Raw genomic sequence first — 22,773 nt, 5'->3', positions numbered from 1 at the left:
GCAGTCCAGCGGGAACGTGCGGCCAGCGGCCTGCGAGCAATTCCCGGAAGGAACTCGGGTCGTGATCAATTCGACAAGACGCCCCTTGGCCGCGATCAACCCGACAAGACACCCCTTGGCCGTGACCGACCCCGACGACAAACAGCGACCCTCGGCCTGATCAACCCGACAGGACAGCACCCTTCGGCCGTGGCGAGACCGGCGTAGGACAGCGACCCGCGGGACCGTGATCAGTCGGTGAGGACCCCAGTTGGCCCGGTGGTTCCGGCCGGTTCGATCCTCGGCCCCGTCGTGTCGCTGACCTGCGCATGCGGTCGCCGCGAACGTGCCCAGGGTGTTTCCACTAGTACAGCGCGGCGAGCTGCTCCCGCAGCGTGTCCAACCCCATGCCACCGAGCCGCAACGCCTTGGTGTGGAAGTCCTTCACGTCGAACGCGTCCCCAGCCCGGCGCCGGGCGTCCTCCCGGGCGGCCAGCCACAACCGCTCGCCGATCTTGTACGCAGGCGCCTGCCCCGGCCAGCCCAGATACCGGTCGATCTCGTCGCGCACGTGGTCCGGGTCGGTGATCGTGCGGGTCAGCATGAACTCCAGGCCCAGCTCCGGGGTCCACCGCTCCCCTTCGTGGAATCCCGTTCCCCGCGGGATCTCCAGCTCCAGGTGCATGCCGATGTCCACGATGACCCGCGCGGCCCGGAACAGCTGCCCGTCGAGCATGCCCATCAGGTTCCCGTCGTCGGTGAGGAATCCGAGCTCGCGCATCAGCAGCTCGGCGTACAGCGCCCAACCCTCGGCCAAGCCCGACGTGTTGCCCAACAACCGCTGGAACCGGTTCAGCGACTTCTCGTACACGCTCGTGCCGATCTGCAGGTGATGCCCCGGCACACCTTCGTGGTAGACCACGCTCAGCTCACGCCACGTGCTGAACTCCTCCCGATCGGCCGGGATGGACCACCACATGCGGCCGGGGCGGCTGAAATCCTCCGCCGGATGCGTGTAGTACGCGCCGACGGCGCCACCGGGCGGGGCGATCAGGCACTCCAGTCGCGTCAGCTCCTCCGGGATCTCGAAGTGCTTACCCTGCAGCGCGCGCACCGCCTCGTCGGAGTGCCGCTGCATCCAGTCCTGGAACGCATCCCGGCCGGTCACCTGGTAGCGCGGGTCGGCATCGAGCGCGGCGGCCACCTCGGCCAGCGACGCACCCGGCTTGATCCGCTGCCCGACCTCCTTCATCTCCCGTTCGAGCTCGGCGAACTCGTGCCAACCCCACTCGTAGGCCTCCCGCAGGTCCAGCGACGAGCCGAGGAACAGCCGCGACCACAGCGCGTACTCCTCCGCGCCGACCGCGTCGGTGCTTCTGGCCAGCGGCGCCAGCTCGGCACGCAGGAAACCGGCGAACTCCGCGTACGCCTCCTGAGCAGCGGTGCTGTGCTGCTCGAGCTCACGACGCAACGACTCGTCGAGCGAGGCATCGGCCGCGGAGGACGTCAGCTGCTGGAAGAAGCCGTCCGATCCGTGCAGGCCCGCCCACACCTCGCACTGTTCGGCAACCTTGGCGACCTGCCGCAGCGCGGGTCGCTGACCGCGATCCACCGCCGTCAGCAGCGACGCCCGATAACCGGCCAGCGCCCCGGGAACGGCTTTCAGCCGCTCGGCGACGGCCCGCCAGTCGTCCGCCGTCCGGCGAGGCATCAGGTCGAACACCATGCGGATCTCGTGCGCCGGGCTGGCGATGTTGTTCAGCTGCGCGAGATCCAGGTTCGCCTCGTGCAGCTCGAGGGTCAGCCCCACGCGCTCGGTGAACACGGCCTTGGCCACCCGCTCCGAATCATCCGCAGGCTCAGCGGCATTCACCTTGGCCAGGGCGCGGCGCGCGAGCTCGGCGCGCTGCGCCACACCGTCGGGCGAGTAGTCCGTCAGCTTGTCGTCGTACCCGGGGATGCCCAGCGACGTTGCCTCCACCGGGTGTGCGGCGGCGAACTCGGCGACGTAGTTGTTGCAGATGTCGTGAATACCCTCTGCCATGCACGGCAGGCTACCTGCGTCGGATGACGCCCGCGCCTGATTTCAGGCTCGCACCGGCACCAGCCCGAGCCGCGTGATCAATTCCCGCGTGGCCTTGGACCGGTTGAACGTGTAGAAGTGCAGGTTCGGCACCCCTTCGGCCAGCAGCCGCTCACACAGTTCGGCGCTCACGTCCAGCCCGGCGGCCCGAAACGCCTGCTTGTCGTCCGCCAACGGCTCCAGCCGCCGCAGCAGCCACTCCGGCGCGGGCGCACCGGACAACTCGATCGTCTTGTGCAGCGTCCGCGGCGTGGTCAGCGGCATGATTCCGGGCAGCACCGGGGCGTCGACACCGGCAGCCGCCAGCCGGTCGCGCAACCGCAGGAAGTCGTCGGCTTCGTGGAACAGCTGCGCGATGGCGAAGTCCGCGCCGGCTTGGAACTTGCGCACCAGGTGCTTGGTGTCCGTCTCCAGATCCGGCGAACGCGGGTGACCGTACGGGAACGCGGACACTCCCACGCAGAAGTCGCCGAGCGAGCGCACCAGCTCGACCAGCTCGTAGGCGTACGTCAGCCCCTCGGGGTGCGGAATCCATTCGCCGTGCACATCACCCGGCGGGTCACCGCGCAGCGCGAGGATGTTGCGCACCCCGACGGCAGCGAAATGTCCGATCACGTTCCGTAACTCGGCCACCGAGTGGTTCACCGCGGTCAGATGGCCCATCGGCACCAGGGTCGTTTCCTGCGCGACCCGCGCGATGCTGCGAATGGTGCCGTCCCGGTTACTGCCGCCCGCACCGTAGGTGATCGACATGTACGCCGGGTCGAACGGCTCGAGCTCACGAATCGACCGCCACAGAACTCCCTCCTCCACGGCGTCCCGCGGGGGAAAGAATTCCACCGAGAACGTGGGCGCCGAGCCGGAGATCCGCGACAGTACCGAGGTCATGTACACAGAGTAACAATCGTCCGCGGACCGGGAATTGTTCCCATGATCCGAGAAAAGATTTACCCCGCGCGCGAGCGCGTGCCGGTGACGACGGACGATAGGCGCGTGACCGACACAGATCTGCCCGCCGCGGTTCAGCGCGTTCTCGAGCATTTTCTCCAGCGCGCGGGCGGCGGACTCGCCGAGCGAGTGGAACCGTTCGCCGAAGCCGTAGCCGCCCTTCGCGCGTTCGTCCTCAACGGAGGCAAGCGGCTGCGCCCGACGTTCGCGTGGTGGGGTTGGCGGGCCGCGGGAGGTGAAGCCGGCGGCGCGAAGGCGGCCGGCGCGCTGCACGTCGCCGCGTCCCTGGAACTGATCCAAGCGTGTGCGCTGATCCACGACGACCTCATGGACGCCTCGGCGATCCGGCGTGGCGCGCCGACGGTCCACGTAGCATTCGCCACCAAGCACGAGCAGGAGGGCTGGATCGGTACGCCGGAAGGCTTCGGGCTCTCGGCCGCGGTGCTGATCGGCGATCTGGCCCTGGTGTGGGCCGACGACATGTTCGCCTCGGCCGACCTGCCCGTGTCCGCTCTCGAAGCCGCCCGCCCGGTCTGGCGAGCGATGCGCACCGAGGTCCTGGCCGGCCAATATCTCGACGTACACACGCAAGCCACGGGCGACGCCAGCCCGGAGGCTGCCCTCCGCGTCAGTGAGCTGAAGACGGCGGCCTACACGGTCGCGCGGCCGCTGGAACTCGGGGCGCGGCTGGCCGGCGCCGACGACGAACTGACCGCGGCGCTGCGATCGTTCGGCACCGACATCGGCGTGGCCTTCCAATTGCGGGACGACCTGCTCGGGGTGTTCGGCGATCCCGACGTCACCGGCAAACCCGCTGGTGACGACCTGCGCGAGGGCAAGCGGACGCTGCTGGTGGCGCTCGGCATCGAACGAGCTCGCGAGCAGGGCCGATCCGGCGAGGAACGAGCCATCGCCCACGCCGTCGGCAACGCCGAGCTGACCGAGGAAGCCGTCCAGGCGGCACGGCGGGCGCTCGTCGACGTCGGGGCCGTGGACGCGGTCGAACAACGCATCACCGAGCTCACCGAACGCGCCCTGGCCACCCTGCGCCGGGCCGACATCGACGAGCCTGCGGCGTCCGAACTGATCAAGCTCGCGCACGCGGCCACCCAGCGTCGCAAGTAACCGTGAGTTGATCACCATCACACACCGCGGGCGTACGGTGAAAACATGACGCCTACCGCGAACAAGCCCATTCGCATCGCACTGCAGCTGCAACCGCAGCACGCCGAGTACGCCGACATCCGCCGCACGGCGAGCGAGGCCGAGGACCTGGGCGCCGACATCGTCTACACCTGGGATCACTTCTATCCGCTCACCGGCGACCCGGACGGCAAGCACTTCGAGTGCTGGACCATGCTCGCCGCCTGGGCCGAGAGCACGTCGCGGGCCGAGATCGGGGCGCTGGTCACGTGCAACAGCTACCGCAACCCCGAGCTGCTCGCCGACATGGCCCGCACCGTCGACCACATCAGCGGCGGCCGGCTCATCCTGGGCATCGGCGCAGGCTGGTTCCAGAAGGACTACGACGAGTACGGCTACGAGTTCGGCACCGCGGGCAGCAGGCTGAACGACCTGCGTGACGCGCTGCCGCGCATCGAGAAGCGGCTCAGCAAGCTGAACCCGCCGCCGACCAGGCACATCCCGCTGCTCATCGCGGGCGGTGGCGAGCGCAAGACGCTGCGCATGGTCGCCGAGCGAGCCGACATCTGGCACGTCATCGGCGACGTGGACGTGGTGGAACGCAAGAGCCGCATCCTCGACGAGCACTGCGCCGCGGTCGGCAGGGACCCGAACGAGATCGAACGCGCGGTCTTCGTTCGCGGCGAGCCCGGTGACAACGCCGAGCGGCTGTTGGAGCTGGGCGTCACTCAGTTCGTGCCCTCGACGACCGGGCCGGACATGGACCTGTCGAGCCTGCGGGCCTGGCTGAAGTGGCGCGACAGCCTCTCCGCCTGAGCACCGCGACACGCCGCCGGGCGTCGATCAATGCCCGGCGGCGTTGTCGTGTCCGACGGCCGCGGGAATGGGAATCGCTGCTAGAAGGCCAGCGCCTGGGCGCGCCGCTTGACCTCGGTGCCGTGGTTGGTGCGCAGCGCGTTGATCGGCGTGACCCCCGGCAGGCTGTCGTCCGCGGCGAACAGCCAGCGCAGCATCTCGGTCGGGGTGAAGCCGGCGTCCGCGAGCACGGTCAGCGTGCCTGCCAAACCCTTGACCGGACCGTTGTCGCCGATGAAATCCGCAGGGATCAGTATTTCCCCGTCGCGTTTGACGGCGATCAGCTGGCCGTCCCGTAACAACTGGCGCAGCTTGCCGGTGGAGATTCCGAGTTTCGCGGCCGCATCGTCAAACCCGATGACGCCAACTTCCGGACCCAATACGTCATCGGCGATTGGTATCGCTCCCACGGTGTCAGCGTGCCACAGACGGCCCCCGGATACCATCGGCAGCTGTGACTGGACGGGACGCCACCCTGGTTGGAGCACTCCTCGATCATCGCTACCTGGTGACCGGAGTGCTGGCTCGCGGTGGCATGTCCACCGTCTATCGCGGCCTGGACACGCGGCTGGAGCGGCCGGTCGCCATCAAGGTCATGCACCAGCAGTACGCGGCCGACCGCAGTTGGGCGCAACGCTTCCAGCGTGAGGCCCTCGCCGCCGCCAAGGTGCACCACCCGAACGTCGTCGGCGTCTACGACCAAGGTGTCGACCACCGCGGTGACCAGGCGCACGCGTTCCTGGTGATGGAGCTGGTCGACGGTGGCACGCTGCGCGACCTGTTGGAGCAGCGTGGTGTCCTGTCCCCCGCGCTGGCCGTGTCGATCACCGAACAGCTGCTGGCCGCGCTGGCCGCCGCCCACCGCGCCGGGCTGGTGCACCGCGACGTCAAGCCCGAGAACGTGCTGTTGGGGCAACAGGAGGATCCGCAGTACGGCACGGTGAAGGTCGCCGACTTCGGCCTGGTCAGAGCGATCGCAGGCGCGGGAACCACCAGCTCCAGCGTCATCCTCGGCACGGTGGCCTACTTGTCTCCCGAGCAGGTGGAGACCGGTGAAGCCACCGAGCGCAGCGACGTCTACTCGGCCGGTCTGCTGCTGTACGAGATGCTGACCGGCAAGCCGGCGTTCTCCGGGGACACCGCCCTGTCGGTGGCGTACCAGCACGTCAACGCGGACGTCCCGAGCCCGCGGTCGATGAACCCGGACGTCCCCCAGGCCCTGGACGAGCTGGTCATCCGGGCGACCCGCCGCGATCCCCGCCTGCGACCGAAGGACGCCGCGGAATTCCTGACGGAGCTGCGCGCAGTCCGCGACGAGACCGGACTTCCCGCGGTGCCGGTGCCCGCGGTTCCGCCGCCGGACACCGGTGATCCGTCCGTGGAGGCCACCGTCCCGGCGATGAATCCGATCCGCACGGGGTCCCGCAACGACACCCTGCTCCAGTCGTCGGTGGTGCACGACGCCCGGCCGCCGGTCGACGAGCAACCCCGCGGTTCCTCCCGCCTGCGGATGGCGTTCTGGGCCGCGGTGTCCCTGCTGGTCGCCGGGCTGGTCGGGGTCGGCATCTGGGTCTTCATGCAAGCGGGCGCGGTCACCGTGCCCGACCTCGCCGGCGTGGACCGCAACCGTGCGCTGGAGATGCTGCAGACCGCCGACTTGAAGGCGAAGTTCGTCGAGAAGCGGCACAACAGCATCGCGACCGGTCTGGTCATCGAGACCGAACCTGCGGCGGGCGCGGAAGTCAGTACCGGCGACACCGTCACCGTGCTGGTGTCGGCGGGCAAACCGACCGTGCCCGACATCGCGGAAGGCACCCCGCGGGCCGAGGCCGAACAGGCCATCGCGGCGGTCGATCTGAAGCCGGTGCACAACTCCTCGGCCGACGAGTACCACCCGTCGGTGCCCGAGGGCGCGGTGATCCGCGTGCAGCCGGAACCGGGCACCAAGCTCGACATCGGCGAAGAGGTCAACCTGGTGCTGTCGAAAGGTCCGCCGCCGGATCCGGTACCGGACGTGACCGGGTTGACCAAGGAGGAAGCGTTCGCGCGCCTGCAAGCGGCCGGTTTCCAGCCGGTCGACGGCGGCACCGAGTTCTCCCCTGACGTCGATGGCGGCAAGGTGATCCGCACCGAGCCAGGGCCGAACGAGACACCGACGGACACCACGGTGAAGGTGATCGTGTCCAATGCCGTGACGGTGCCGAACCTGGTGGCCAAGCCGGTGAAGCAGGCTCAGCAGATCGTCGGTGGGCTGGGACTCAAGCTGAAGGTGGAGAAGGGCCGCGGCAACAAGCGATTGTCCATCGTCTTCGCGCAGGAGCCCGGCGCCGGCGGCCGGGTCGAGCCGGGCGGAACCGTCCGGGTGAAGACCATCCCGTAACCGTCCGTCGCGTTTTCCTCGCGCCAGGTACGGGTATGCCTGGCGTGACAAGGAGGCCGTGATGGACACATCAACCGTCGTTTGGATCATCGTGGCGGTGCTGGTCGTACTGGCCATTGCCGCGCTACTGGCCATGCTGGCCCGTCGTTCCCGGGAGCGGAAGACGCAGCAACGGCAGGAAGAAGCCGTGCGGCAACAGCGCGAAGCCGAGGAGCGCGCGGTCGAGGCCCGTCGCAGGGACGCCGACGCAGCCGAACTGCGCGCCAAGGCGCTGCGGGAACAAGCGGACGCCGACGCCATGCGGCAGCGCGCCCAGCAGAACCTCGCGGTGTCCGAGCAGCACGCCGCCGAAGCCGAGGCGGAACGGAAAGCGGCCGCCGAACAGGAAGCCAAAGCCCGTAAGGTGCTGCCGGACGACCACTCGGCGAATCGGCCGGAGCCGACACCGAACAGGGACTGGCACGACCCGCAGCCGCCGCCGAACACGGCTGCGCCCGCCGGGGACCCGGGCACGCATGCCGGCGGGGCGGCCGCACCCGGCGCGGGAATGCCAGGGCACCAGCCGCCCCAGCAGCAGGCCTACGACCCGGACCCGCGCACGGTTCCGCAAGGCACCCCACAGGTGACACCGGAAGCCGTGCCGCCAGAACAAGCAGGACCCCCTGGCCGGCACACCCGTTGACGGTCTCCAGCCGTCGACTACCTGCAGAAACGAAGCTGTCCGCAGCTACCACGCGTAGCTGCGGACAGTTCTGCTCTCGGCCCGGTCAGGCCCGCTCGGCCTTGTCCAGGTACGCCCGCATCCGTTCCAGGTAGTTCGCGGCGTTGCGCTTGATCTGCTCTCGCTCCTGGTCGGTGGTCGGCCTGCGCACCTTGCCGGGTACCCCGGCGACCAGAGAGCCAGGCGGCACGACGGTCCCCTGCGTCACGAGAGCCCCTGCCGCGACGATCGAACCCGATCCGACCACGGCTCCGTTCATCACGGTGGCGTTCATGCCGATCAACACGTGGTCCTCGATCGTGCACCCGTGCACCACCGCACCGTGCCCGATGCTGACCCCCTCGCCCACCCGGCACGGAAAACCGGGGTCGGCGTGCAGGACGCAATTGTCCTGCACGTTGGAGCCACGACCGATGTCGATGCGGTCCGCGTCCGCACGGATCACGCAGCCGAACCACAGGCTGGCCCCTGCCGCGATGCCGGCCGCCCCGATCACCGTGGCGTTCGGGGCGACCCAGGCACCGGGATCGATCGACGGCTGATGATCGCCGAAGGAAACGTTCATGCCCTCCCCTGTCCGGTCGCGGCACAGCCCGCGGTCCGCGACCGCACAAGAGCGGCCCCGACGACGCGAGTAGAACCACTGAAACGATCGCGCGTGGCTCGGCCGCTCCGGCTAGTTACGCAGCATCTCCGCGACGAGGAACGCCAGCTCCAGCGACTGCTGCGTGTTCAGCCGCGGGTCGCACGCCGTCTCGTAGCGGCCGGACAGGTCCAGGTCGGAGATGTCCTGCGCGCCGCCGAGGCACTCGGTCACGTCCTCGCCGGTCAGCTCGACGTGGATGCCGCCCGGGTAGCTGCCCAGCGCGCGGTGCACCTCGAAGAAGCCCTGGACCTCGTCGACGATCCGGTCGAAGTGGCGGGTCTTGTAGCCGTTGGACGACTCGTGCGTGTTGCCGTGCATCGGGTCGCACTGCCAAACCACCTTGTGGCCGGACGCCTCGACCTTCTCCACGATCGCCGGCAGCACCTCGCGCACCTTGCCGTTGCCCATACGGGAGATCAGCGTCAACCGACCGGGCTCGTTGTACGGGTCGAGCCGCTCGACGTACTCCACCGCCTGCTCGGGTGTGGTCGTCGGGCCGATCTTCACCCCGATCGGGTTGGCCATGATCTCGGCGAACGCGATGTGCGCGCCGTCCAGCTGGCGGGTGCGCTCACCGATCCACAGGAAGTGCGACGAGAGGTTGTACAGCTTGGCGTCCGGATCGCCCGGCCGGTCCAGCCGCAGCATCGCCCGCTCGTAGTCCAGCAGCAACGCCTCGTGGCTGGCGAAGATCTCGGTGGAATGCAGCGACGTGTCCTGCACGCCGCACGCGTCCATGAACCGCAGGCCGCGGTCGATCTCGTCGGCCAGTGCCTCGTAGCGCTCCCCCGCAGGCGACGTGCGCACGAAGTCCTTGTTCCAGTTGTGCACCTGGGCCAGGTCGGCCATTCCCGCGCCGGTGAGCGCGCGCACCAGGTTCATCGCCGCACCCGAGTTGGCGTAGGCGCGGATCATCCTGCCCGGGTCGGGCACGCGCAGCTTCGCGTCGGCGACCAAAGAGTTGACGATGTCGCCGCGGTAGACCGGAAGGCCGAGCGCATCGGTGGCGTTCGACCGCGGCTTGGCGTACTGGCCCGCGATGCGGCCGACCTTGACCACCGGCAGACTCGCACCGTAGGTCAGCACCACCGCCATCTGCAGCAGCGTGCGCAGGTTCGCCCTGATGTGCGGCTCGGTGTTGGACTCGAACGTCTCGGCGCAGTCACCACCCTGAAGCAGAAACGCTTCGCCACGCGCAACCAGGGCCAGGCGCTGACGCAGCCTGTCGATCTCCTGGGGCACGGTGATGGGCGGTACCGACTCCAACACGGTCCGTACCCGACGGACGGCCTCCGGGTCGGGCCACTCCGGCTGCTGCGCGGCTGGCTTGGCCAGCGCCTCGTCCAGCTTCTCGCGCAGCTCAGCGGGCAGCGGCGGCAGCGACGGGAGGTGCTCCATCGGGACGTCAACAGTCCAGTTCACGGGACCATCGTATCGGTCCGTGGGAAACGGCCCGCCGCCCAGCCGCCTATCCCAGACAGTGGACAGGCACGTGCGGCGTCGTGTGAACGACGCCACACGGTCGCGGCCATCTGTTTTCCTCGTCCGCGCTGGTAATGTCCGAACCGGTCGCATCCGCGACCACCGGGGTGGTCAGCGAAGCCGGTGCGAATCCGGCGCTGTGCCGCAACTGTGTTCGGCGGCTCGCCCGAGCTGCCGTCAGCCAGGTCGCCTGGCCATCTCGGGGCAAGATCCCACCCCCGGCGCAGGGGTGCGGTGACACCTGCAACGCGAAGCGCAGGACTCCGCAGCTCGCCCGGCCGAGCACGAGGGCCACACGAGTGAACTCATCACGGTCTCTTCGCCGCGTTGCCGCGGCCTTTTCCGTTCTCGCTCTGACCATCACCGGTTGTGCCGACAGGGAGCCCGAGGCGAAAGCGGGCTCCGGCTCCGGATTCCCGATCACGGTCACCACACCGACCGGTGACAAGCTGACGCTGGACCGCAAGCCCGAGAAGATCGTGTCGCTGTCTCCCACGGCGACCGAGGTGCTGTACGCCGTCGGCGCGGGTAAGCAAGTGGTCGCCGTCGACGACCAGTCGAACTACCCCGAGGACGCGCCACGCACCAAGCTCAGCGGCCTGACGCCGAGCCCGGAGAAGATCAGCGACTACGCACCGGATCTGGTGGTGGCTGCCGACGATGTGAACAACTTGTCCGCCGCGCTGGACAAGGTCGGCATCAAGATGCTGGTGCTGCCCGCTGCGAAGACACTCGACGACGCGTACCGCCAGTTCGAGCTGGTCGGCAAGGTCACCGGTCACGCGGACGAGGGCAAGGACCTGGCCAAGCGGGTCGAGGACGAGATCACCAAGATCGTCAAGGACACGCCGAAGCCGGACAAGCCACTGACCTACTTCCACGAGCTGGACGAAACGCTCTACACCGCGACGTCGGAGACGTTCATCGGGCAGGTCTACGGACTGTTCGACCTGCGCAACATCGCCGACGGGAAGGACCCGTCCGCGCACGGCGGATATCCGCAGCTGTCCGCGGAGAAGATCATCGAGGCCGATCCGGACCTGATCTTCCTGGCCGACACCATCTGCTGCGGGCAGAGCGCGGAAACGGTGCGTAAGCGCCCGGGCTGGGACACGTTGACCGCGGTGAAGAACAACCACGTGTTCGAGATGGACGACAACATCGCGTCACGCTGGAGTCCGCGCGTCGTCGACCTGGTCCGCACCGTCGCCGACGCGGTGGAGAAGGTCGAGGGCGCTGGGTGAAAACCCAGCCGGTGACCCGCTTGCGCGCACGCACGCTCGTGGGCGGGATCGTCGTCTTGCTGGCCACCATGCTGGTGGCCGTCCTGATCGGCGCCGCCGAACTCGGCTGGCAGCGGGTGCTCGCCGAGATCTGGGCGCAGCTGACCGGCGGCATGTCACCGCTGAGTGAGCGGGAGGCGGCGATCCTGTGGCAGCTGCGCGTGCCGCGGGTGATGCTCGCCGGGGCGGTCGGCGCCGCCCTGGCTTCGTCCGGTGCCGCGTTCCAGGGCGTGTTCCGCAACCCGCTGGCGGACCCGTTCCTGTTGGGCGCGGCCGCAGGCGCCGGGATGGCCGCCACCATCGTGGTGGTCTTCGCCCCCGCGCTGACCGCGTGGGCCGGGTCCACCCTCCCGGTCGCCGCGTTCGCCGGTGCGGTCGGCGGTGTCGCCCTGAGCTGGCTGCTGAGTACCTCCTACGGCAGCGTGAGTCCGACGACACTGCTGCTGGCGGGCGTGGCGGTGTCGGCCTTCCTGACCGCCGTGCAGACGTTCGTGCAGCAGCTCAACGCCGACACCATCCGCCAGGTCTACGGCTGGATGCTCGGCGGCCTCGCCATCACGGGCTGGACCGACTTCGTCCGCGTCATCCCGTACATCGCCGCGGCCGCGGTGGTGCTGCTGGTCTGCGGGCGACTGCTCGACGTGCTTGCGCTGGGTGACGCCGAGGCCAGCTCGCTCGGCATACGTCCGGGCCGCCTGCGGCTGCTGCTGATCAGCGCGGCCTCGCTGGCCACCGCGGCCGCGGTGTCGGTCAGTGGGCTGATCGGTTTCGTCGGCATCATCGTGCCGCACTTCATCCGGTTGACCGTCGGCGCGAGCTACCGGGTGATCGTGCCGTTGTCGCTGCTGGGCGGGGCGTCGTTCCTCATCGTGGCGGACCAGATCGCGCGCACGGCCATGCCGGGCGAGCTGCCCATCGGTGTGGTCACGGCGTTCGCCGGCGCACCGTTCTTCATCATCGTGCTGCGACGCAACGCGGAGAAGCTGTGGTGAGCCCGGCCGTCGAACTGCGCACGGTGCGTGCCGGATACCGGGACCGGCTGGTGCTCGACGGTGTCTCGTTGACCGTGTCCGCCGGCGAATGGCTGGCGGTGATCGGCCCGAACGGTGCGGGCAAGTCGACGCTGGTGAAAGCCGTCCTCGGGCTGACGCGACTGGGCGGCGAGGTCCTGCTGGACGGCCGGGACCGCCGGACCCTCTCGGCTCGCGAAGCCGCCCGCATCATCGGCTACGCGCCGCAACAGCCCGCGCTGCCGGGCGGGCTCACGGTCACCGACTACGTGCTGCTCGGCCGCACCCCGCACCTCGGGTTGCTGGCCCGCGAAAGTTCGGCGGACGAGAACGTGGTCGCCGACGTGCTGCGCAGGCTGGACCTCGATCAGCTGGCCGCGCGTCGGATCTCGACGTTGTCCGGCGGCGAACGGCAGCGCGTGGTGCTGGCCAGGGCACTGGCGCAGCAGGCCGAGGTGCTGGTGCTGGACGAGCCGACGACCGGGCTGGATCTCGGGCACGCGCAGGCGCTGCTCGCCCTGGTCGACCGGTTGCGCCGGGAGGACGGCACGACGGTGATCTCGACGCTGCACGACCTGACGCTCGCCGGCCAGTACGCCGACCGGGTGCTGCTGCTCGACGGCGGCGAGATGGTGGCCGCTGGCCCACCCGCGGAGGTGCTCACACCGGAGCGGGTAGCCCGCTACTACGACGCCGACGTCGACGTCGTCACCGTGGGCGGGCGCCAGGTCGTCGTCCCCGTCCGCTCGGACGCGAGCTAGCCGTCACTCCTGCTTGGGCTCGTCCCCGTCGGTGCCCGAGTTCGCGCCGTGGTTGACCGGTTCCGCCTCGGCCTCCGCAGAGTCGTCGTCCTCGGCCTTCTCACCCGGCTCGGTGCCGCGCAGCAACTCGGGCGGTTCGCGGTCGCCGCGCTTGCGTGCCAGGACGAAGTACACGACCGCGCCGAGGAACACCAGGATGGAGACCCACACGTTGACGCGCACACCGAACACGTGCGTGGCCGGGTCGGTGCGCATCATCTCGATCCAGGTCCGGCCGAGCGTGTAGCCGGCCACGTAGAGCGCGAACACCCGGCCGTGGCCCAGCCGCAGCTTGCGGTCGGCCCACACGATGACGGCGGCCACCGCCAGGTTCCACAGCAGCTCGTACAGGAACGTCGGGTGCACCACGGCCTCGACGACGCCGTTGGACACGCCACCCAGCCGGTCGGTGATCAGCGGGTTGTCCGGGTCCACTCGTTCGTAGATGACCAGGCCCCACGGCAGGTCGGTCGGGCCGCCGTAGAGCTCCTGGTTGAAGTAGTTGCCCAACCTGCCGATCGCCTGCGCCACCACGATGCCGGGCGCGATCGCGTCGGCGAACGCCGACAGCGGGATGCCCCGGCGGCGGCAGGCGATCCACGCACCGACCCCACCCAGCGCGATGGCGCCCCAGATGCCCAGGCCGCCGTCCCAGATCTTCAACGCGTCCAGCGGGTTCTTGCCCTCGCCGAAGTAGCGATGTGCGTCGGTGATCACGTGGTAGAGCCGGCCACCGATCAGGCCGAACGGCACCGCCCACACCGCGACGTCGACGACGAAGCCGGCGCGGCCACCGCGGGCCTGCCAGCGCTTGTCGCCCCACCAGATGGCGACGATGATGCCTGCGATGATGCACAGCGCGTAGGCACGAATCGGGACCGGGCCGATCTCCCACACGCCACGCGGCGGGCTGGGGATCTCGGCGGGGAACAGCGGCAGGGCCGTCATCAGGCTGGTCACACGCACACCGTAGTCAGGCCCCGGAACGGGCTTGTGACCAGGGGCACCTCAGCGCGGCGAGCGCACGCCTTCGGCCAGTTCGGCGGCCAGTCGTCGGACACCGTCCGTACCGTCGGCTTCGGCCGCCTGGATGAACGCCGAGCCTACGATCACCGCGTCGGCGAAGCCGGCTACCTCGGCGGCCTGCTCACCGTTGCGCACACCGAGCCCGACACCGATGGGCAGCGACGTGTGCTCGCGCGTGCGACGCACCAGCTCCGCGGCACCGGCACCGACCTTGTCGCGCGTGCCCGTCACACCCATGACCGCGGTGGCGTAGATGAAACCGGACGACGCCTTGGCCGTCATCTCCAGCCGCTGATCCGTCGACGACGGAGCGACCAGGAAGATGCGGTGCAGGCCGTGCTCGTCGGAGGCCTTCATCCAGGTGGCGGCTTCGTCGGGAATGAGGTCCGGCGTGATGATGCCCTGACCCCCCGCGGCCGCCAGGTCGCGGGCGAAGGCGTCCACGCCGTAGCGGTGCACCGGGTTCCAGTAGGTCATCACGACCGCCTGGCCGCCGTGGGAACTGATCCGCTCGACCACCTCGAACAGCTGCCGCAGCCGGAAACCCGCGCGCAGCGCCTTGTCGGACGCCGCCTGCACCGTCGGGCCGTCCATCACCGGATCGGAATACGGCACGCCGACCTCGACGATGTCGCAGCCGCCGTCGATCATCGCGGCCAGCAGCTCCTGCGAGCCCTCGAGCGTCGGGTAGCCGGCGGGCAGGTAGCCGATCAGCGCGGCACGACCCTCCGTTCTCGCGCGGGCGAACACCGATTCCAGGCCGGTCATGAGGCGTACCCGAAGTACTTGGCTGCGGTGTCCATGTCCTTGTCGCCGCGGCCCGACAGGTTCACCAGGATCACGCCGTCCTCGCCCAGTTCCTTGCCCAGCTTGATGGCGCCCGCCAGCGCGTGCGCCGACTCGATCGCCGGGATGATGCCCTCCGTCCGGGACAGCAGCTGGAACGCGTGCATCGCCTCGTCGTCGGTGACGGCGGTGTACTCGGCGCGCCCGGTGTCCTTCAGCCACGAGTGCTCCGGCCCGACGCCCGGGTAGTCCAGGCCCGCCGAGATGGAGTACGCCTCGATCGTCTGGCCGTCCTCGTCCTGCAGCAGGTAGGAGAACGCGCCGTGCAGCATCCCGGGGATGCCTTCGGTCAAGGTGGCTCCGTGCTCGCCGGAGTCCAGCCCGTGACCGCCCGGCTCGATGCCGACCAGGCGCACCTCGGGGTCGTCGATGAAGCCGTGGAAGATGCCGATGGCGTTCGACCCGCCGCCGACGCACGCCGTCACCACGTCCGGCAACCTGCCCGCCTTCTCCAGCATCTGCGCCCGGGCCTCGGCACCGATCACCTTGTGGAAGTTGCGCACCATGGTCGGGAACGGGTGCGGTCCCGCCGCGGTGCCCAGCAGGTAGTGCGTGGTGTCGACGTTGGTGACCCAGTCGCGCAGCGCCTCGTTGATGGCGTCCTTCAGCGTGCGCGACCCGGTCTTGACCGGGACGACCTCCGCGCCGAGCAGCCGCATGCGGGCCACGTTCAACGCCTGGCGCTGCGTGTCGACCTCACCCATGTAGATCACGCAGTCGAGGTCGAGCAGCGCACACGCCGTCGCGGTCGCCACACCGTGCTGGCCCGCGCCGGTCTCGGCGATCACCCGGGTCTTGCCCATGCGCTTGGTCAGCAGGGCCTGGCCCAGCACGTTGTTGATCTTGTGGGACCCGGTGTGGTTGAGGTCCTCGCGCTTGAGCCACACCTGCGCACCGCCGCAGTGCTGCGCGAACCGCGGCGCCTCGGTCAGCAGCGACGGACGCCCGGCGTAGTCCCGCAGCAGCCGCTTGAACTCGTCGACGAAGTCCGGGTCCACGCGGGCCTTGTCGTAGGAATCCCGCAGCTCGTCCAGTGCGTCGACCAGTGCCTCCGGCATGAACCGGCCACCGTACGGACCGAAGTGACCGGTCTCGTCCGGATCGTGCTTGCCGGGCGCGTGCAGGTCGACCTTCTCCGGCGGGTCGACCGCGGCCGGGTCACGCCGCGTGGTCACCGTGCCGGCCTCGGACACGCCGGGTGCGATCCCGCGGTCACCAGCTGCACCAGTGCCGCCTTCGGGTCGCCGCTGGCGACCAAGCCTTCGCCGACCAGCACGGCGTCCGCGCCGTGACCGGCGTACGTCATCAGGTCACCGGGGCCGCGCACGCCGGACTCGGCCACCTTGAGCACCTGGGGCGGCAGGCCGGGCGCGAGCCGCGCGAACACGTCGCGGTCGACCTCGAGCGTGTGCAGGTTGCGCGCGTTGACACCGATGAGCTCGGCACCGGCCTCCAGCGCACGGTCGCACTCTTCGGCGTTGTGCACCTCGACCAGGGCGGTCATGCCGAGCGACTCGACCCGGTCCAGCAGCGACACCAACGCGTTCTGGTCCAGTGCCGCCACGATGAGCAGCACCATGTCGGCGCCGTACAGCCGCGCCTCGTGCACCTGGTACGGGCTGACGATGAAGTCCTTGCGCAGGATCGGGACGTCGACCGCTTGGCGCACCGCGGCCAGGTCGGACAGCGATCCGCCGAACCGCCGCTGCTCGGTCAGCACGCTGATGGCGCGCGCACCCGCGGCGGCGTAGTCCGCGGCCAGCGCCGCCGGGTCGGGGATGTCGGCCAGCTTTCCCTTGGACGGACTGCGCCGCTTCACTTCGGCGATGACGCCGATGCCGGGCTCCTTCAGCGCGGCCATCGCGTTGCGCGGCTCCGGCGCCTTGGCTGCTCGCTTCTTCAGCTCCTCCAGCGGCATCGCAACCTCACGCTCGGCGAGGTCGGCACGCACGCCGGCGATGATGTCCTCGAGCACGCTCACCGGCAGGCCACCCGCACTAGCAGCTGTCGTCCGTCGCTCGCAAGCACGATCACCAAAACCTTCCCTTCCCGCGCCCAGAATGCTACCCGCGAGGGTGGGCGCTCCCGGGTCCGGGGTCGCCCCCGCCTCAAGCCTCGAACCGAGCAGCTGGGTGTGCCGTCAATCGTCGTCGGTCGGGTCTTTGCCCTCGGACAACGCCGTCCAAAGATCGTCGGTCCGGCCAGTGTCCTTCCTCTGCTCGGCACGCTGCGCAGCGGGGGCCTCATACCGGCTGCCCAGCCGCGGCAGCCGGTGTCCGCGCGCAACCAGCAGCCCGCCCGCGCCCCCGGTCAGCAGGCCGCCGAGCAGGGCGATCACTGGTCCCATACCGAACAGTTCCGCGTCGACGACGGCCAGCACGCACGCGGCGACACCGACCACGACCAGCACACCGCCCAGCAGTCGTCTGCCGACCGCGCGCAGCGCGAACATGGCGCCGACGGAGGCCAGAACGAGCAGAGCCAGCGGAGTGGGCCACGCCAGGTCCTGCTCGTCGTCCGACCACACCAGCCTGCCCGCACCCCACAGCGCCGCCGCGCCGAGCACCAGCGCGACGGTCACCGTCCACATCAGGCGTTTCACGGCTCTCGCATCGTCTCCGCGGCGGCCACGGCCGACAGCACGGTCCGCGCCTTGTTGAGCGTCTCGTTGTCCTCGTAGTCCGGGTCCGAGTCCGCGACCACGCCCGCGCCCGCTTGCACGTACGCGACACCGTCCCGCATCAACGCGGTGCGGATCGCGATGGCGGTGTCGGCGTCACCGGCGAAGTCCAGGTAGCCGACGACACCGCCGTAGAGCCCACGCCGGGTCGGTTCGAGGCTCTCGATCAGCTCCATCGCGCGCACCTTCGGCGCCCCGGTCAGCGTGCCCGCCGGGAAGCACGCCGCCACGGCGTCGAACGCCGTCTTGTCGTCGGCGAGCAACCCGGTCACGGTCGACACGATGTGCATGACGTGCGAGTACTTCTCCACGGTGAAGAAGTCGACGACGTGCACCGAGCCGGGGCGGCACACCCGGCCCAGGTCGTTGCGGGCCAGGTCGACCAGCATCAGGTGCTCGGCACGCTCTTTGTCGTCGGCCAGCAGATCCTTGGCCAGCAACGCGTCTTCTTCCTCGTCCGCGCCGCGCCACCGCGTCCCGGCGATCGGGTGCGTCGTGGCCCGGCCGTCGCGGACCGTCACCAGGGCCTCCGGACTCGAGCCGACGATGTCGAACCCGTCGAGCCGGAGCAGGTACATGTACGGGCTCGGGTTGGTGTTGCGCAGCACGCGGTAGACGTCCAGCGCGTCCGCCTCGGTACGCATCTCGAACCGCTGGGACGGCACGACCTGGAACGTCTCACCGGCATGCACCGCCTCGACGACCTCGTGTACCACCTTGTGGAACTCGGCCTTGTCGCGGCGCCGGGTGAACTCCGGCTCCGGACGGTGGAACGACACCGCGGTCGGCGGGGCGTGCGTGTCCAGCTCCCGGGTCATCTCGTCCAGCCTGCGCACGCAGTCGTCGTACGCGGCGTCGACGCGCTTCGGCGAGTTGTCCCAGTTCACCGCGTTGGCGATGAGCGTGACCGTGCCCTCGTGGTGGTCGTAGGCGGCCAAGTCGGTGGCCAGCAGCATGATCAGCTCGGGCAGCCGCAGGTCGTCCTCGGCCAGCTCCGGCAGTCGTTCCAGCCAGCGGACCGCGTCGTAGGCCAGATAGCCGACCAGCCCACCGGTCAGCGGCGGGAGGTCAGGCAGCGGCTCGGTGCGCAGCGCGATCAGCGTCTCGCGCAGCACCTCGAGCGGGTTGCCTTCGGTGGGCAACCCGACCGGTGGCGTACCCAGCCACACCGGACGCCCGTCCTGCACGGTCAGCGCGGCCGGGCTGCGCACACCGACGAACGACCATCGCGACCAGGACTGCCCGTTCTCGGCCGATTCGAACAGGAACGTTCCCGGGCGGTTCGCGGCGAGCTTGCGGTACAGCGAGACGGGGGTTTCCGCGTCGGCGAGCAGCTTGCGCGTCACCGGGATGACCCGGCGGCCCTGCGCAAGCTCGCGGAACTCGTCCCTGGTCAAGCCCACCGCGCCGAGCGGTGTGCGGACTGAGTTGCTGTTGGCCACGTCGGCCATTCTGCCGGTGACGTCTTCCGCGGCGTGCACCGCCTCACATCGCGACAGAATTCAACCCTGGTGGAAATATCCGGGCCCGAAGCGCCATGATGGCGGTGTGTCCGGACCCGAATCGCGCAAACGCCGTGGCCGCCGCCCCGGCGGCGAGGACACCCGTGCCGCCCTGATCACGGCCGCGCGGGAAGTCTTCGCCGAGTCGGGCTACGACGGCGCGACCGTGCGCGGCATCGCCCAGCGTGCAGGCGTCGACCCGGCCATGGTCAACCACTGGTTCGGCGGCAAGGAGGGCTTGTTCGGGGAAGCGGTGCTGCAGCTGCCGTTCAACCCCAAGACCATCGCCGACGAACTGGCCAGCGGCGGCATCGACGACATCGGCAAGCGCGCCGTCACCCGGTTCCTGACGGTGTGGGACAGCGCGGGCGGTGGCGTGTTCGCCGCCCTGGTGCGCAGCGTCACCGCCCACGAACAGGCGATCCACGCCCTGCGCGACCTGTTCCTGCGCCACCTGTTCGGCCGCTTGGCCAAGAAGGCCGGAGCGGACGACATCGAGTTGCGCGCGACGCTGTGTGCTTCGCAGATCATCGGCCTGGGCATGGTGCGTTATGTCGCTCAGTTCGAACCGCTGGCGTCGGCGGACATCCCGCGGGTCGCCGCCGCGATCGGCCCGACCCTGCAGCGCTACATCACCGGCCCGTTGGACTGACGTCACTCGTCGGCAAGCAGCACCCGGTCAGCCCCGTCGAAGCAGGTGGGCGTCCCGGTGTGGCATGCCGGTCCGACCTGGTCGACGCGCAGGAGCACGGTGTCCCCGTCGCAGTCGATCCGCACTTCCCGCACGTGTTGTGTGTGGCCGGACTCCTCGCCCTTCACCCACAGCCGACCGCGGCTCCGGGAGAAGTACGTCGCGCGCCGGGTTTCCAGCGTGCGCGCCAACGCCTCGTCGTTCATCCACGCCTGCATCAGGACCGCACCGGACGTGGCATCCACGGTGACCGCGGCGACCAGGCCGTCCGCGTTGCGCTTGAGCCGGTCGGCGATCGCCGGGTCGAGCGTGCTCATCGAACCTCGATCCCTGCGGCACGCAGCGTCTTCTTGACGTCCGGGATGGACAGGTGACCGAAGTGGAACACGCTCGCGGCCAGCACGGCGTCGGCGCCTGCGTGCACCGCAGGCGGGAAGTGTTCGAGTTCGCCCGCTCCCCCGCTGGCGATCACCGGAACCCGGACGGCGGCCCGGACCTTGCGGATCAGTTCCAGGTCGAAGCCCGCTTTCGTGCCGTCGGCGTCCATCGAGTTGAGCAGGATCTCCCCCACGCCGAGCTCTTCGCCACGCGCGGCCCACTCGACGGCGTCGATGCCCGTGCCGCGGCGGCCGCCGTGCGTGGTCACCTCGAAGCCGGACGGCGTGCCTTCTGCCCGGCGGGCATCGACGGACAGCACGACGCACTGCGACCCGAACCGCTGGGCGGCCTCCCGCAACAGCTCGGGCCGGGCGATCGCTGCGGTGTTCACGGAGACCTTGTCGGCACCGGCCCGCAGCAGCCGGTCGACGTCGTCGCAGGTGCGGACGCCTCCGCCGACGGTCAGCGGGATGAACACCTGCTCGGCGGTACGCCGGACGACGTCGTAGGTCGTCTCGCGGTCGCCGGACGACGCCGTGACGTCGAGGAACGTCAGCTCGTCCGCGCCTTCGGCGTCGTAGCGAGCCGCGAGCTCGACGGGATCACCCGCGTCCCGCAGGTTCTCGAAGTTGACGCCCTTGACCACGCGGCCGGCGTCGACGTCCAGACACGGTATGACCCGCACAGCTACACCCACGCCGTTTAGCCTACGAGCATGGCGCGCGCGGGCCGGAGGCCGGGACAGACCGAGACACGGGAACAGATCATGGCGGCGGCGCGGAAGCTGTTCGCCGAACGGGGATACGAGGGCACGACGATCCGCGCGATCGCCGCCGAAGCGGGTGTGAACCCGGCGCTGATCCACCACTTCTTCGGCTCGAAGGACCGGGTGTTCACCGAATCGCTGCACTTGCCGGTCAACCCGTACGCGATCGCCGACGTCGTCGCCGACGGACCGCCCGAGCAGGCCGGTGAGCGGCTGTTGCGACTGTTCATCGGGGTGTGGGAGGGGCCGGACTCGCGCAGTCCGTTCCTCGCGTTGCAGCGCTCGGTCGCCTCGTCCGAGCAAGCGGCCCGGATGATGCGGGAATTCCTCCACCGGGTGATCGTCGACCGACTCGGGCCTGCGCTGGGGGTCGGCGAGCTGCGGATGACCGCGATCGGCTCGCAGCTGATGGGGGTGGCGCTGCTGCGCTACATCGTGCAGCTCGAACCGCTTGCGTCGGCCACGCCGGAGGACGTGATCGCGCTGGTCGCACCGTCGATCCAGCAGCACATCGACGCTGGGCGCCAAGCGGCCGACACCTGAGGGCTCGGCGCGCCCCACGCCCGCACGCGGGGCCCGATGCCGCCGCCTTGACGCCGCCAGGCGCGCCGCGGCCGACCCGCGTTCTACTCAGTGCTCGGCGCGGTCGTCCCGCTCGTCGATGCCCGGCGCCGCCGCCCCAGTACAACCCCCCGGCAATCCGGCACGACCGTCCCGCCCCGGAACTCCGCGGTTGACACGCCCTCCCGCACGCGCGCAAAATTAAACACATGACTAATTCAGCCGTCGCGGTGAACGACCTCCACGTGCGACGAGGTGGCCGCGAGGTGATCAAGGGCGTCAGCTTCACGCTCGACCGAGGCTCGGTGACCGGCCTGCTCGGGCCGAGCGGCTGCGGCAAGTCGACGTTGCTGCGCGCCATCGTCGGGGTCCAGATCGTCGCCGGCGGAGACGTCACGGTGCTCGGCCTGCCCGCCGGGCACAAGCACCTGCGCCGCCGCATCGGATACGCGACCCAGAACCCGGCGATCTATCCCGACCTGCGAGTCTCCGAGGCCCTGCGGTACTTCGCCGCGGTGCTGGGCGCGCCGGCCGATGACGTCCGGCGGGTGATCGACGAGGTCGGGCTGACCTCGCACGCGAACGCCATGGTCGGCGAGCTCTCCGGCGGTCAGCTCAGCCGAGCGAACCTGGCGGTCGCTCTGCTCGGCAAGCCCGAGCTGCTGGTGCTGGACGAGCCGACGGTCGGGTTGGACCCGGTGCTGCGGGACGAGCTGTGGGCCCTGTTCCGCTCGCTGGCCGGCAACGGCGTCACGTTGCTGGTGTCCAGCCATGTGATGGACGAGGCGAGCCGGTGCGACCACCTGCTGTTGATGCGGGACGGGCGACTGCTGGCCACCGACACCCCGGAAGCGCTGCGCACCCGCACCCAGGCGGAGGACCTCGGGCAGGCCTTCCTGCGACTCATCCGAGAAAGCGAGGTGGCTGCCTAATGTGTTTGTCAAGCAGCGGTAGCCGTGTTTCGCCGGTAGTCGGGTTGGTAGGGCTGGCGGG

At 69.8% G+C, this 22,773-nt stretch carries 23 protein-coding genes; 10 read left to right on the top strand and 13 right to left on the bottom strand.

What is annotated here, in order from left to right; translation table 11 throughout:
* Positions 1-343: 343 nt before the first annotated feature.
* Positions 344-2,023 (bottom strand): DUF885 domain-containing protein, encoded by a 1,680-nt coding sequence (locus YWM_RS0100115; protein WP_043659001.1) that lies wholly within the window; start codon positions 2,021-2,023, stop codon positions 344-346.
* A gap of 42 nt (positions 2,024-2,065) precedes the next feature.
* Complete coding sequence (locus YWM_RS0100110) at positions 2,066-2,950, bottom strand: methylenetetrahydrofolate reductase (protein ID WP_028848995.1); 885 nt, start codon at positions 2,948-2,950, stop codon at positions 2,066-2,068.
* Positions 2,951-2,992: 42 nt separating this feature from the next.
* On the opposite strand from YWM_RS0100110, the gene YWM_RS0100105 reads away from it, so the two are divergent.
* Both YWM_RS0100105 and YWM_RS0100100 read left to right on the top strand, forming a co-directional pair.
* On the top strand, positions 2,993-4,135 hold the full coding sequence (locus YWM_RS0100105) for a polyprenyl synthetase family protein (RefSeq protein ID WP_084612097.1): 1,143 nt from the start codon (positions 2,993-2,995) through the stop codon (positions 4,133-4,135).
* Between the two features lie 45 nt (positions 4,136-4,180).
* Positions 4,181-4,969: an LLM class F420-dependent oxidoreductase gene (locus YWM_RS0100100; protein WP_028848993.1), complete on the top strand. Its 789-nt coding sequence runs from the start codon at positions 4,181-4,183 to the stop codon at positions 4,967-4,969.
* An 80-nt stretch (positions 4,970-5,049) separates the two neighbouring features.
* On the opposite strand, the gene YWM_RS0100095 is transcribed toward YWM_RS0100100, so the two are convergent.
* A complete protein-coding gene (locus YWM_RS0100095) occupies positions 5,050-5,418 on the bottom strand; it encodes an Rv2175c family DNA-binding protein (RefSeq protein ID WP_028848992.1) in 369 nt (122 codons plus the stop codon).
* A gap of 44 nt (positions 5,419-5,462) precedes the next feature.
* Here YWM_RS0100095 and pknB point away from each other — a divergent pair, with 44 nt between their 5' ends.
* Both pknB and YWM_RS24985 read left to right on the top strand, forming a co-directional pair.
* On the top strand, positions 5,463-7,388 hold the full coding sequence (pknB, locus tag YWM_RS0100090; RefSeq protein ID WP_028848991.1) for a Stk1 family PASTA domain-containing Ser/Thr kinase: 1,926 nt from the start codon (positions 5,463-5,465) through the stop codon (positions 7,386-7,388).
* A 61-nt stretch (positions 7,389-7,449) separates the two neighbouring features.
* Complete coding sequence (locus YWM_RS24985) at positions 7,450-8,070, top strand: SPFH domain-containing protein (RefSeq protein WP_028848990.1); 621 nt, start codon at positions 7,450-7,452, stop codon at positions 8,068-8,070.
* A gap of 85 nt (positions 8,071-8,155) precedes the next feature.
* On the opposite strand, the gene YWM_RS0100080 is transcribed toward YWM_RS24985, so the two are convergent.
* Positions 8,156-8,674 (bottom strand): gamma carbonic anhydrase family protein, encoded by a 519-nt coding sequence (locus YWM_RS0100080; RefSeq protein ID WP_028848989.1) that lies wholly within the window; start codon positions 8,672-8,674, stop codon positions 8,156-8,158.
* Positions 8,675-8,785: 111 nt separating this feature from the next.
* Positions 8,786-10,153, bottom strand: coding sequence for a class II 3-deoxy-7-phosphoheptulonate synthase (locus tag YWM_RS0100075; protein WP_052344392.1), 1,368 nt, complete (start codon positions 10,151-10,153; stop codon positions 8,786-8,788).
* Between the two features lie 383 nt (positions 10,154-10,536).
* Here YWM_RS0100075 and YWM_RS0100070 point away from each other — a divergent pair, with 383 nt between their 5' ends.
* The 3 genes from YWM_RS0100070 (at position 10,537) to YWM_RS0100060 (ending at position 13,291) form a co-directional block, all read left to right on the top strand.
* Positions 10,537-11,481, top strand: a complete 945-nt coding sequence (locus YWM_RS0100070; protein WP_043658996.1) for an ABC transporter substrate-binding protein — start codon at positions 10,537-10,539, stop codon at positions 11,479-11,481.
* Positions 11,482-11,549: 68 nt separating this feature from the next.
* The gene (locus YWM_RS0100065; protein ID WP_084612153.1) at positions 11,550-12,512 is read left to right on the top strand and encodes a FecCD family ABC transporter permease; all 963 of its coding nucleotides are present in this window, start codon (positions 11,550-11,552) and stop codon (positions 12,510-12,512) included.
* Positions 12,509-13,291: an ABC transporter ATP-binding protein gene (locus YWM_RS0100060; RefSeq protein WP_028848985.1), complete on the top strand. Its 783-nt coding sequence runs from the start codon at positions 12,509-12,511 to the stop codon at positions 13,289-13,291. The genes YWM_RS0100065 and YWM_RS0100060 overlap by 4 nt, the downstream gene beginning before the upstream one ends.
* 3 nt (positions 13,292-13,294) lie before the next feature.
* On the opposite strand, the gene lgt is transcribed toward YWM_RS0100060, so the two are convergent.
* From lgt to YWM_RS0100030, 6 genes are all read right to left on the bottom strand, one after another.
* Positions 13,295-14,290, bottom strand: a complete 996-nt coding sequence (lgt, locus tag YWM_RS0100055; RefSeq protein WP_028848984.1) for a prolipoprotein diacylglyceryl transferase — start codon at positions 14,288-14,290, stop codon at positions 13,295-13,297.
* A gap of 48 nt (positions 14,291-14,338) precedes the next feature.
* The gene (gene trpA / locus YWM_RS0100050) at positions 14,339-15,124 is read right to left on the bottom strand and encodes a tryptophan synthase subunit alpha (protein WP_028848983.1); all 786 of its coding nucleotides are present in this window, start codon (positions 15,122-15,124) and stop codon (positions 14,339-14,341) included.
* Positions 15,121-16,326: a tryptophan synthase subunit beta gene (trpB, locus tag YWM_RS0100045; RefSeq protein WP_028848982.1), complete on the bottom strand. Its 1,206-nt coding sequence runs from the start codon at positions 16,324-16,326 to the stop codon at positions 15,121-15,123. Before trpB ends, trpA begins: the two co-directional genes overlap by 4 nt.
* Before the next feature lie 47 nt (positions 16,327-16,373).
* Positions 16,374-17,183 carry an indole-3-glycerol phosphate synthase TrpC gene (gene trpC / locus YWM_RS0100040; RefSeq protein WP_028848981.1) on the bottom strand — a complete coding sequence of 270 codons (810 nt, stop codon included), beginning with the start codon at positions 17,181-17,183 and terminating at the stop codon, positions 16,374-16,376.
* A gap of 159 nt (positions 17,184-17,342) precedes the next feature.
* The gene (locus YWM_RS0100035; protein WP_028848980.1) at positions 17,343-17,804 is read right to left on the bottom strand and encodes a Trp biosynthesis-associated membrane protein; all 462 of its coding nucleotides are present in this window, start codon (positions 17,802-17,804) and stop codon (positions 17,343-17,345) included.
* The gene (locus tag YWM_RS0100030) at positions 17,801-19,333 is read right to left on the bottom strand and encodes an anthranilate synthase component I (protein WP_028848979.1); all 1,533 of its coding nucleotides are present in this window, start codon (positions 19,331-19,333) and stop codon (positions 17,801-17,803) included. Before YWM_RS0100030 ends, YWM_RS0100035 begins: the two co-directional genes overlap by 4 nt.
* A 97-nt stretch (positions 19,334-19,430) precedes the next feature.
* Between YWM_RS0100030 and YWM_RS0100025 the strand changes: the two genes are divergently transcribed.
* Positions 19,431-20,036 (top strand): TetR/AcrR family transcriptional regulator, encoded by a 606-nt coding sequence (locus YWM_RS0100025; RefSeq protein ID WP_028848978.1) that lies wholly within the window; start codon positions 19,431-19,433, stop codon positions 20,034-20,036.
* Between the two features lie 2 nt (positions 20,037-20,038).
* On the opposite strand, the gene hisI is transcribed toward YWM_RS0100025, so the two are convergent.
* On the bottom strand, positions 20,039-20,392 hold the full coding sequence (gene hisI / locus YWM_RS0100020) for a phosphoribosyl-AMP cyclohydrolase (RefSeq protein ID WP_028848977.1): 354 nt from the start codon (positions 20,390-20,392) through the stop codon (positions 20,039-20,041).
* Positions 20,389-21,150, bottom strand: coding sequence for an imidazole glycerol phosphate synthase subunit HisF (hisF, locus tag YWM_RS0100015; RefSeq protein WP_028848976.1), 762 nt, complete (start codon positions 21,148-21,150; stop codon positions 20,389-20,391). The genes hisI and hisF overlap by 4 nt, the downstream gene beginning before the upstream one ends.
* Positions 21,151-21,168: 18 nt before the next feature.
* Between hisF and YWM_RS0100010 the strand changes: the two genes are divergently transcribed.
* The gene (locus YWM_RS0100010) at positions 21,169-21,762 is read left to right on the top strand and encodes a TetR/AcrR family transcriptional regulator (RefSeq protein WP_028848975.1); all 594 of its coding nucleotides are present in this window, start codon (positions 21,169-21,171) and stop codon (positions 21,760-21,762) included.
* A gap of 227 nt (positions 21,763-21,989) precedes the next feature.
* Positions 21,990-22,712 carry an ABC transporter ATP-binding protein gene (locus YWM_RS0100005; protein ID WP_028848974.1) on the top strand — a complete coding sequence of 241 codons (723 nt, stop codon included), beginning with the start codon at positions 21,990-21,992 and terminating at the stop codon, positions 22,710-22,712.
* The last annotated feature ends 61 nt before the right edge of the window (positions 22,713-22,773 follow it).

The organism is Thermocrispum municipale DSM 44069, from assembly GCF_000427825.1.
GTDB lineage: Bacteria > Actinomycetota > Actinomycetes > Mycobacteriales > Pseudonocardiaceae > Thermocrispum > Thermocrispum municipale.
The sequence above is the reverse complement of the archived record's forward strand: the minus strand, read 5'-3'. Positions and strand labels throughout refer to the sequence as shown.